Source organism: Kordia sp. (assembly GCF_050633145.1).
Taxonomy (GTDB): Bacteria; Bacteroidota; Bacteroidia; order Flavobacteriales; family Flavobacteriaceae; genus Kordia.
Genome location: NZ_JBOEFY010000092.1, coordinates 1 through 8,150, shown reverse-complemented (window position 1 = coordinate 8,150; position 8,150 = coordinate 1). Strand labels below are relative to the sequence as shown.

The following is an 8,150-nucleotide window of genomic DNA, read 5'->3' as shown; positions in this document are numbered from 1 at the left end:
TGCATTGACAAAAGTAGTTTATATTTTAAAAATCTATCTCTTTCCAACATTTTTCTTGATGAAAGACATTATTATTAGATAAACAATGTTAACTACTGCATCCACGTACTTGTTGTATTGGAAAACCGCTATAGCTAACTATTTCGTTTCTATATATTTATATCAACCAAAAAATTTAGATCATGAAAAAAAAGTCTATTAAAAAGTTAACGTTAAAAAAAGCATCTATTTCTACTTTAAATGCTGAAGCGTTAACTGGAGGAACTATTGGAGGCACATTGTTTTGCCAATCTGTAAATATTTGTGAAACGATTGATTTTACAAGATGCAACGGAGAGCTTTTATGTCAGATCTATGATCGAAATCAACGTTAAACTTTAACTTAATATCAAAACCATGAAAAAAAGATCAATTCAAAAATTAAAGCTTAAAAAAGCAGCTGTTTCCAACTTAAATTCAGGAGCTTTAACTGGAGGAACTATAGGAACTACACAATTTTGTCTTTCTGTAAACTTCTGTGAAACTATCGATTATACAGCATGTAATGGAGAATTTATATGTCAAATTTACGATTCTCCACAACGCTAATTTATTTATAAATTTATAACCAAAAGGAACCGTAAAACGTTCCTTTTTTCGTTTACATACTTCAAAAAACGATGGCTTACAGCAATCACGTAACTAAAGTAGTGAAAAACCCGCGCAATAACCTCCTGTTTTTTAGTAGATTTACATAACCAAATCAGAGTTATGCAATTTACTTAGCGTGGATTGAAAAGTGAATTACTTGTTTTCTTATCATCTATTTTTGTGAGATTTAAATGTTTTACGATTTTAAAATCCTCAATAAACACTAATAGAATATCCGCGATGCTATAAAATATTATTGCCTCAAGAGGTAATAACAAAACTGATTTCTAAAATAATCGATTTTATGTTTAGTTAAAAAGAGGAATTTAAGGCATTCCTCTTTTTTTATGATCAAATGTTAAATACAGCGAACACGTACTTCTAGTAATGTAAAACCAATGTCATTTTTAGGACGTTTTTTATATTTTCGGAACACTAAAAATTATAATCATGAAAAAGAAGTCAATTCATAAATTGTCATTAAGAAAAGCTTCGATTTCTATATTGAATGTAAAAGCTTTGACAGGCGGTAACAACACACTTTCCCAAATAGTGTGTGAATCTCGCGATTTTTGTGAAACCATCGATTATACAAGATGCAGAGGAGAATATAACTGTCAAATTTACCCGTATCCTACAGATAGTCCTTTTTAGGAATTGAATACTAACCAATTCAATTTTTATCTAACTTAAGAATTACAACCATGAAAAAAAGTCAATTATTAAGTTACTAGTAAAAAAGGAATCTGTTCAGCTTTGAATGCAAATAGCATGAAAAGCGGATTTAGAGGTTCAATTTATATATGCGAATCGAAAATATTTACCGGCCCGTTAATACGGAAACTTAGTTTGTGGTTTGTTTAATCCGAGAACCACACGCTATGTAAATATTTCAATTCAATTATATAATAAGAAGAGAGGAAGTAACATTCCTCTCTTTCCTTTTAGCAAATTTTAAATACAGTGAACACGTACTTCTAGTAGTGTAAAAACCAATAGTATTTTTTCTGCTTTTTTATACTTTTATACATAACCACAAAAACTTGAAATCATGAAAAAAAAGTCCATCAAGAAGCTAAAATTAAAGAAAGCATCTATTTCTACTTTAAATGCAAATAGTGTAAAAGGAGGAACTTGGCAATCGGTATATTTATGTGAATCTGAAAACTGGTGCCAAACTATAGATTATACTAGATGCTACGGAAATAGAAACTGCGGAATATTTGATCCATCAGGAGATTTATAATCGCATATTTTATAAAAAAACAAAAGAGAGGAATTTTAGTAAATTCCTCTCTTTTTATTTTTAACTTAATCTAGCTTTTTATTTAAAATATTTCTTTAGCAATTGCATTAATATTACTCGATCTTCCCATTGAATAGTAATGTAAGATAGGTACACCCGCAGCCACCAATTCTTTACTTTGTTGCGTACACCATTCAATTCCAACTTTACGCACTGCTTTGTTATCTTTACAGCGAACGATTTCCATAATTAAATCGTCTGGTAAATCTACTTTGAAACGATGCGGAATTAAGTTCAATTGTTTTTTTGTTGCAATTGGTTTTAACCCTGGAATGATTGGCACTGTAATTCCTTCTTTTCTACATTTTTCAACAAATTCAAAATATTTCTGATTGTCAAAAAACATTTGTGTAACTATATATTGTGCGCCAGCTTTTATCTTTTTCTTTAAAAAATGAATGTCCGAATCTAAACTCGGTGCTTCCATGTGTTTTTCAGGATAACCAGCCACACCAATACAGAAATCTGTCTTTGAAGAGTTGAGCAATTCTTCATCCAAGTATTTTCCGTTGTTTAAGTCTTGTATCTGACTTACCAATTCGGATGCATAGCGATGTCCTTCTGGTTCTGCTCTAAAATACGTTTCGCTTTTTACGGCATCTCCACGCAACGCCACTACATTATCAATTCCAAGAAAATCCATATCAATCAAGAAATTTTCCGTGTCTTCTTTAGTAAATCCACCACATAAAATATGCGGAATGGCATCTACTTGATATCTATTCTGAATTGCGGCACAAATCCCCACAGTTCCAGGACGTTTTTTTACGACTTGTTTTTTCAATAATCCGTCTCCCAACTCTTTAAAGGTATATTCTTCTCGGTGATAGGTTACGTCAATAAATGGTGGTTTGTACTCCATTAGTGGATCAATATTATCGAATATCGATTTAATATCTTGTCCTTTTAATGGCGGTAATATTTCAAAAGAGAACAATGTTTTCCCTTCTGATTGTGCTATATGATCTGTTACTTTCATGCTTTTCTAGTATTGAGTTTTGAGTAATTAGTATTGAGACTTTCTTACTCGGCTCTTATATTTTTTTGTCAATTTGTTTTTTCGTCCTTTTGTTTATTTGTTTCTCCATTCTTGACTTCAAACTTCGTTATTCAATATTAATTATTCGATATTCAATATTCATTTTGGGCGTTCCCTTCGGTCGTGCTATCCGCTGTATCTTTTACCTTGTTCTCGATACAAATTTGTTCCTTCGCCGAAGCTCCATACACAAATCCACTCGAACTGACGGTAAAAGGATGTCGCTCCTATCACTAACGCGGGTTAATCAGCCAACGTAGGATGCAACCATTTTTGTGCTTTTTCTAGTGTTATTCCTTTTCTTTTTGCAAAATCTTCCACTTGATCGTTCTTTATTTTTCCTAGTCCAAAATACTTGGCTTCTTCGTTTCCAAAATAATATCCTGAAACTGCTGCTGCTGGCCACATTGCTAGACTTTCCGTTAAGGTAACTCCAATAACTTTTTCTACATCTAGCAATTCCCAAATTGTTTCTTTTTCTAAATGATCTGGACAGGCTGGATATCCTGGCGCAGGACGAATTCCTTTGTATGTTTCTTTGATTAAATCTTCATTGGTCAACTCTTCATTAGCTCCATAACCCCAATGTTTGGTACGTACTTGTTTGTGCAAATATTCGGCAAATGCCTCTGCAAATCTGTCTGCAATTGCTTGTGCCATAATTGCGTTGTAATCATCTTGCTTTTCTTTGTAACTATTTGCCAATTCGTCTGCTCCAAAAATAGCCGTACAAAATGCGCCCATATAGTCTTGCTTTCCACTTTCTTTTGGCGCTACAAAATCTGCCAATGCTATATTTGGTACTTCTGCACGTTTGTCTAGTTGTTGACGAAGCGTTCTAAAGACTCCTATTTCTTTTCCTTTTTTCTGAATTGAAATATCATCATCATTGATTGTATTTGCCTCAAACAGTCCAAAAATTCCTTTGGCTTTAAGCGATTGCTTTGTAATGATTTCTTTAATCATTTCTTGTGCATCTGCATATAATTGTGTCGCTTGTTCTCCAACAACATCATCTGTTAAGATTGCTGGGAAACGCCCGTGTAAATCCCAGGAACGGAAAAATGGACTCCAATCAATAAACGGAAGTAATTCTTTTAGACTGAGCTGCGTTAACTTCTGAATTCCAAGTTCTTTTGGTTTTACAATGTTGCTTGTTTCCCAATCTATTTTATATTTTTTCTGTCTCGCTGCTTCCAACGAAATGTATGATTTTGCTTTTTTACGTTTTAAGAATTTTTCACGGAATTCATCGTAATCTTGCTTTAGCTTTTCACGATACTCCTTCGATTTTTTCTTGTTTAGTAAATCACCAACTACCGTAACTGCTCTTGATGCATCATTTACATGCACCACTGCATTTTTGTATTCTGGATCAATTTTTACAGCTGTATGTGCTTTGGAAGTTGTTGCACCACCAATTAATAATGGAATGCTAAAGTTTTGACGCTCCATTTCTTTTGCTAAGTACACCATTTCATCTAACGAAGGTGTAATTAAACCAGACAATCCGATGACATCTACATTTTCTTCTTTTGCTGCTGCAATTATTTTTTCTGGTGCTACCATTACACCTAAGTCTACAATTTCGTAGTTGTTACAACCGAGTACAACGCTCACAATATTTTTTCCGATATCGTGCACATCACCTTTTACAGTTGCCATTAATACTTTTCCAATGGCTTGTTGCTTTTCCCCTTTTTCTGCTTCTATAAAAGGATTTAGATAGGCAACCGCTTTTTTCATCACACGTGCTGATTTTACTACTTGCGGCAAGAACATTTTTCCTGAACCAAATAAATCTCCCACGACATTCATACCAATCATTAAGTTTCCTTCAATGACTTCTATTGGTTTTTCAGCTTGTAAGCGTGCTTCTTCTATATCTTCAAGAATGTATTTATCAATTCCTTTTACAAGCGAATGTGTAATACGTTCTTGCAATTCGTAACTACGCCATTCTTGAACCGTTTCCGTATCTACTTTTTTAATTCCTTTGAAAGATTCCGCTAAATCTAATAAGCGTTCTGTAGCATCTTCTCTACGGTCTAAAATTACATCTTCTACATGTTCTAGCAATTCCTTCGGAATGTCATCATAGATTTCTAACATCGTAGGATTTACGATTCCCATGTTCATTCCTGCTTGAATGGCATGATATAGAAATACAGAGTGCATGGCTTCACGTACGACATTGTTTCCTCGAAATGAAAACGATACATTACTTACACCTCCACTTACACTTACGTTTGGATAGTTTTCACGTGTCCAACGTGTTGCTTCTATAAAATCGATCGCATTTTTACGATGCTCTTCCATTCCTGTTGCTACAGGAAATATGTTTAAATCGAATATGATGTCTTCTTCAGGAAACCCAACTTTGTTTACTAATACATCAAATGAACGAGCTACAATTTCCAATCGGCGTTCGTAGTTGTCTGCTTGTCCAACCTCATCGAATGCCATCACAATTACAGCTGCTCCATAGCGTTTGATCTGTGTAGCTTCCCAAATAAATTTTTCTTCACCTTCTTTGAGCGAAATAGAGTTTACCACACATTTTCCTTGCACTACTTGTAAACCTGCTTCGATGATGTCCCATTTGGAACTGTCGATCATGATTGGCACACGACAAATATCTGGTTCGGCAGCAATAAGATTTAAGAATCGTACCATTGCTTCTTTTCCATCTATTAAACCATCGTCCATATTGATATCGATGATTTGTGCGCCACCATCTACTTGATGTCTTGCAATTGCCAACGCCTCATCAAATTTCTCTTCTTTTACGAGTCTCAAAAATTTACGCGAACCTGCTACATTGGTACGTTCTCCAACATTTACAAAGTTGCTATTTTCGTTTAAAACCAATGGTTCTAAACCTGAAAGGCGCATGAATTTTGTTTGCTTCTTCTTGGGTGTTTGGTGTTGGGTATTGGGTATTGGGTCTTTATCTTGCATCTTCTTTTCTCTATTTTATCTAGTTGTTAATTGCTAGTTGCTTGTTGTTAGTTTGCCACTGTTATTTGTTTTTGTTATTTGACAAACTCAGCGTAACTTACTCTGATTCTATTTTTTCCTGTAATAATTAATGAATCCATTTAACAACTTTTTACAAGCAATTACTTGCTGTTGAATTTTTTCTAATTCTTCTTCTGTTATGTACTTTTGATCGTTTGATAGATATAATTGTGTCTCTAATTCATACAGAGAACCTCTAGCTATGAACAAAAAATGTATTGTTTCTTTTGTACTACTTCTTCCGCAACCTTCTGCAATGTTAGAAGGTATTGAGATTGCACTTCTTCTTATTTGACTTGTGATTCCAAAAACTTCCTCTTTAGGAAACTTTTTTGTGAGTTCATACACAGCATTCACCAAAACTCTGGCTTGCGTCCACACTTCTAATTCTGTATATGATTTCATAAGGTTTTAATTTAATTTCTAGCAACAAAATACCAACAACAAGCAACTAACAATTAACAACTACTTGACGTGGTTTGTATTTTGCAGCTACTTCTGCAATTGCTGTAATGTGCGCAGGCGTTGTTCCGCAACAACCGCCAATGATGTTGATTAGATTCTTTTTTAGGTATTCTTCTATTTGTGCTGCCATTTCCTCTGGTGATTCGTCATATTCTCCGAAAGCATTTGGCAATCCTGCATTTGGATGCGCTGAGATTGCAAAGTCAGTTTTGTTAGCAATGGCTTCTAAATGCGGTTGCAATAGGTTTGCACCTAATGCACAATTGAATCCGACAGATAGTAATGGAATGTGCGATACTGAGATTAGGAATGCTTCTGCTGTTTGTCCAGATAATGTACGTCCACTCGCATCTGTTATGGTACCGCTTAGCATGATTGGTACTTTAATATTTCTTTCTGCTTTTACTTCTTCGATAGCAAATAGTGCTGCTTTTGCATTTAAGGTATCAAATACAGTTTCTACTAATAATATGTCTACTCCACCATCTATTAGCGCTTCTATTTGTAGTTTGTACGCAATACGCAACTCGTCAAAGGTAACGGCGCGATATCCTGGATCGTTTACGTCTGGCGACATGCTTGCCGTACGGTTTGTTGGACCAATGGAACCTGCTACAAAACGTGGTTTGTGTGGTTCTTTTGCTGTGAATTCGTCAGCAACTTCTTTGGCTATTTTTGCCGATTCGAAGTTGAGTTCGTAGACTAGATCTTCCATTTCATAATCGGCCATAGCAATCGTTGTCCCAGAGAATGTATTGGTTTCAACAATATCAGCACCAGCAACAAAGTATTTTGCATGTACTTCTTTGATGGCGTGTGGTTGCGTTATGGAAAGCAAATCATTGTTTCCTTGCAATGGCGTTTTATAGTCCTTGAAACGTTCGCCTCGAAAGTCTTCTTCGGTGAATTTGTATGCTTGCAACATGGTTCCCATAGCGCCATCTAAGACTAGGATTCTTTTTTCTATTTCGTTCCAGATGTTTTTCATGTGTCTACTTTTATTGTCTTTTACGGTCACATGGAACATTCATATCATCATTTTTTATGTGATTAAACTTTAGTTATGAATGTTTCATTTTTCCTTATTTTTTATTTCGTTTCAAAGTTGCTTCGACTTCGCTCAGCAAGCTTTGTTTATTACTTCTTAACTACCTTATTTGCTTTGACGTTGCTCAGCGGGTTTTGTTTATTACTTCTTTGGAAATTCTATTTTTTTGTTAGATCTCCATTTCATAAGATCCCCATTGTCATGGGGACTTCGGCGTTAAGGATAGTAGCGACATCCTTTTTTTTTACAAAAAAAAGATATAGCGGATAGCCTGACCCGTTAGGGTAACGCTCAAGTTATTGTTATCAAAAAAGTATAAGGAAATGATGTGAATTTCGCTTTGTTATCTATCCGCTTTCGCAGTAGAATGTAGCACCTTCTTTATGAGTAAAGGGTTGCTAAGGCTTCAACGGGTCTATTCCCTCGGCCTTTCTTGATAACGACAGTATAGGTATGAACTATTTAGCACAAAGAAAAGACTTCCATTAAGAAGATGCAAATATTTTTTACTGATTTTTAAACGATAACGTTTTCGCTTTGAGTTTTGATGTTGAATGCTACGTTTTAATTTGCTTCGTTTGTATGAACTTATAAACTCATGAACTTTAGGGTTCATAGCTGTTCTCGATACGATTTTCTCC

Annotated in this window: 8 protein-coding genes and 1 riboswitch; of the genes, 4 read left to right on the top strand and 4 right to left on the bottom strand. The window is 34.7% G+C overall.

Annotated features, from left to right (window positions below; translation table 11 throughout):
- Positions 1-182: 182 nt before the first annotated feature.
- From ACRBBL_RS26905 to ACRBBL_RS26890, 4 genes are all read left to right on the top strand, one after another.
- Complete coding sequence (locus ACRBBL_RS26905) at positions 183-374, top strand: class I lanthipeptide (RefSeq protein ID WP_431372204.1); 192 nt, start codon at positions 183-185, stop codon at positions 372-374.
- A 22-nt stretch (positions 375-396) separates the two neighbouring features.
- Positions 397-588 carry a hypothetical protein gene (locus ACRBBL_RS26900; protein WP_431372203.1) on the top strand — a complete coding sequence of 64 codons (192 nt, stop codon included), beginning with the start codon at positions 397-399 and terminating at the stop codon, positions 586-588.
- 492 nt (positions 589-1,080) lie between these two features.
- Entirely contained in the window at positions 1,081-1,284 is a 204-nt protein-coding gene (locus tag ACRBBL_RS26895) for a hypothetical protein (protein ID WP_431372202.1), read from the top strand.
- Positions 1,285-1,681: 397 nt separating this feature from the next.
- Complete coding sequence (locus ACRBBL_RS26890) at positions 1,682-1,876, top strand: hypothetical protein (RefSeq protein ID WP_431372201.1); 195 nt, start codon at positions 1,682-1,684, stop codon at positions 1,874-1,876.
- 82 nt (positions 1,877-1,958) lie between these two features.
- Here the strand turns inward: ACRBBL_RS26890 and metF are convergent, their stop codons facing one another.
- From metF to ACRBBL_RS26870, 4 genes are all read right to left on the bottom strand, one after another.
- Positions 1,959-2,915: a methylenetetrahydrofolate reductase [NAD(P)H] gene (gene metF, locus ACRBBL_RS26885; protein ID WP_431372200.1), complete on the bottom strand. Its 957-nt coding sequence runs from the start codon at positions 2,913-2,915 to the stop codon at positions 1,959-1,961.
- A gap of 303 nt (positions 2,916-3,218) precedes the next feature.
- The gene (metH, locus tag ACRBBL_RS26880) at positions 3,219-5,936 is read right to left on the bottom strand and encodes a methionine synthase (protein WP_431372199.1); all 2,718 of its coding nucleotides are present in this window, start codon (positions 5,934-5,936) and stop codon (positions 3,219-3,221) included.
- A gap of 108 nt (positions 5,937-6,044) precedes the next feature.
- The gene (locus ACRBBL_RS26875) at positions 6,045-6,401 is read right to left on the bottom strand and encodes a four helix bundle protein (protein ID WP_431372198.1); all 357 of its coding nucleotides are present in this window, start codon (positions 6,399-6,401) and stop codon (positions 6,045-6,047) included.
- Between the two features lie 46 nt (positions 6,402-6,447).
- On the bottom strand, positions 6,448-7,449 hold the full coding sequence (locus ACRBBL_RS26870) for a homocysteine S-methyltransferase family protein (protein WP_431372197.1): 1,002 nt from the start codon (positions 7,447-7,449) through the stop codon (positions 6,448-6,450).
- A 400-nt stretch (positions 7,450-7,849) separates the two neighbouring features.
- A riboswitch (SAM riboswitch) is annotated at positions 7,850-7,952 on the bottom strand.
- Positions 7,953-8,150: the final 198 nt, after the last annotated feature.

Excerpts from the sequence above, each read along its gene's own strand:
- ACRBBL_RS26870 (WP_431372197.1), bottom strand. The coding sequence starts at position 7,449 with ATGAAAAACATCTGGAACGAAATAGAAAAAAGAATCCTAGTCTTAGAT.
- ACRBBL_RS26905 (WP_431372204.1), top strand. The coding sequence starts at position 183 with ATGAAAAAAAAGTCTATTAAAAAGTTAACGTTAAAAAAAGCATCTATT.
- ACRBBL_RS26895 (WP_431372202.1), top strand. The coding sequence starts at position 1,081 with ATGAAAAAGAAGTCAATTCATAAATTGTCATTAAGAAAAGCTTCGATT.
- ACRBBL_RS26900 (WP_431372203.1), top strand. The coding sequence starts at position 397 with ATGAAAAAAAGATCAATTCAAAAATTAAAGCTTAAAAAAGCAGCTGTT.
- ACRBBL_RS26875 (WP_431372198.1), bottom strand. The coding sequence starts at position 6,401 with ATGAAATCATATACAGAATTAGAAGTGTGGACGCAAGCCAGAGTTTTG.
- metF (WP_431372200.1), bottom strand. The coding sequence starts at position 2,915 with ATGAAAGTAACAGATCATATAGCACAATCAGAAGGGAAAACATTGTTC.
- ACRBBL_RS26890 (WP_431372201.1), top strand. The coding sequence starts at position 1,682 with ATGAAAAAAAAGTCCATCAAGAAGCTAAAATTAAAGAAAGCATCTATT.
- metH (WP_431372199.1), bottom strand. The coding sequence starts at position 5,936 with ATGCAAGATAAAGACCCAATACCCAATACCCAACACCAAACACCCAAG.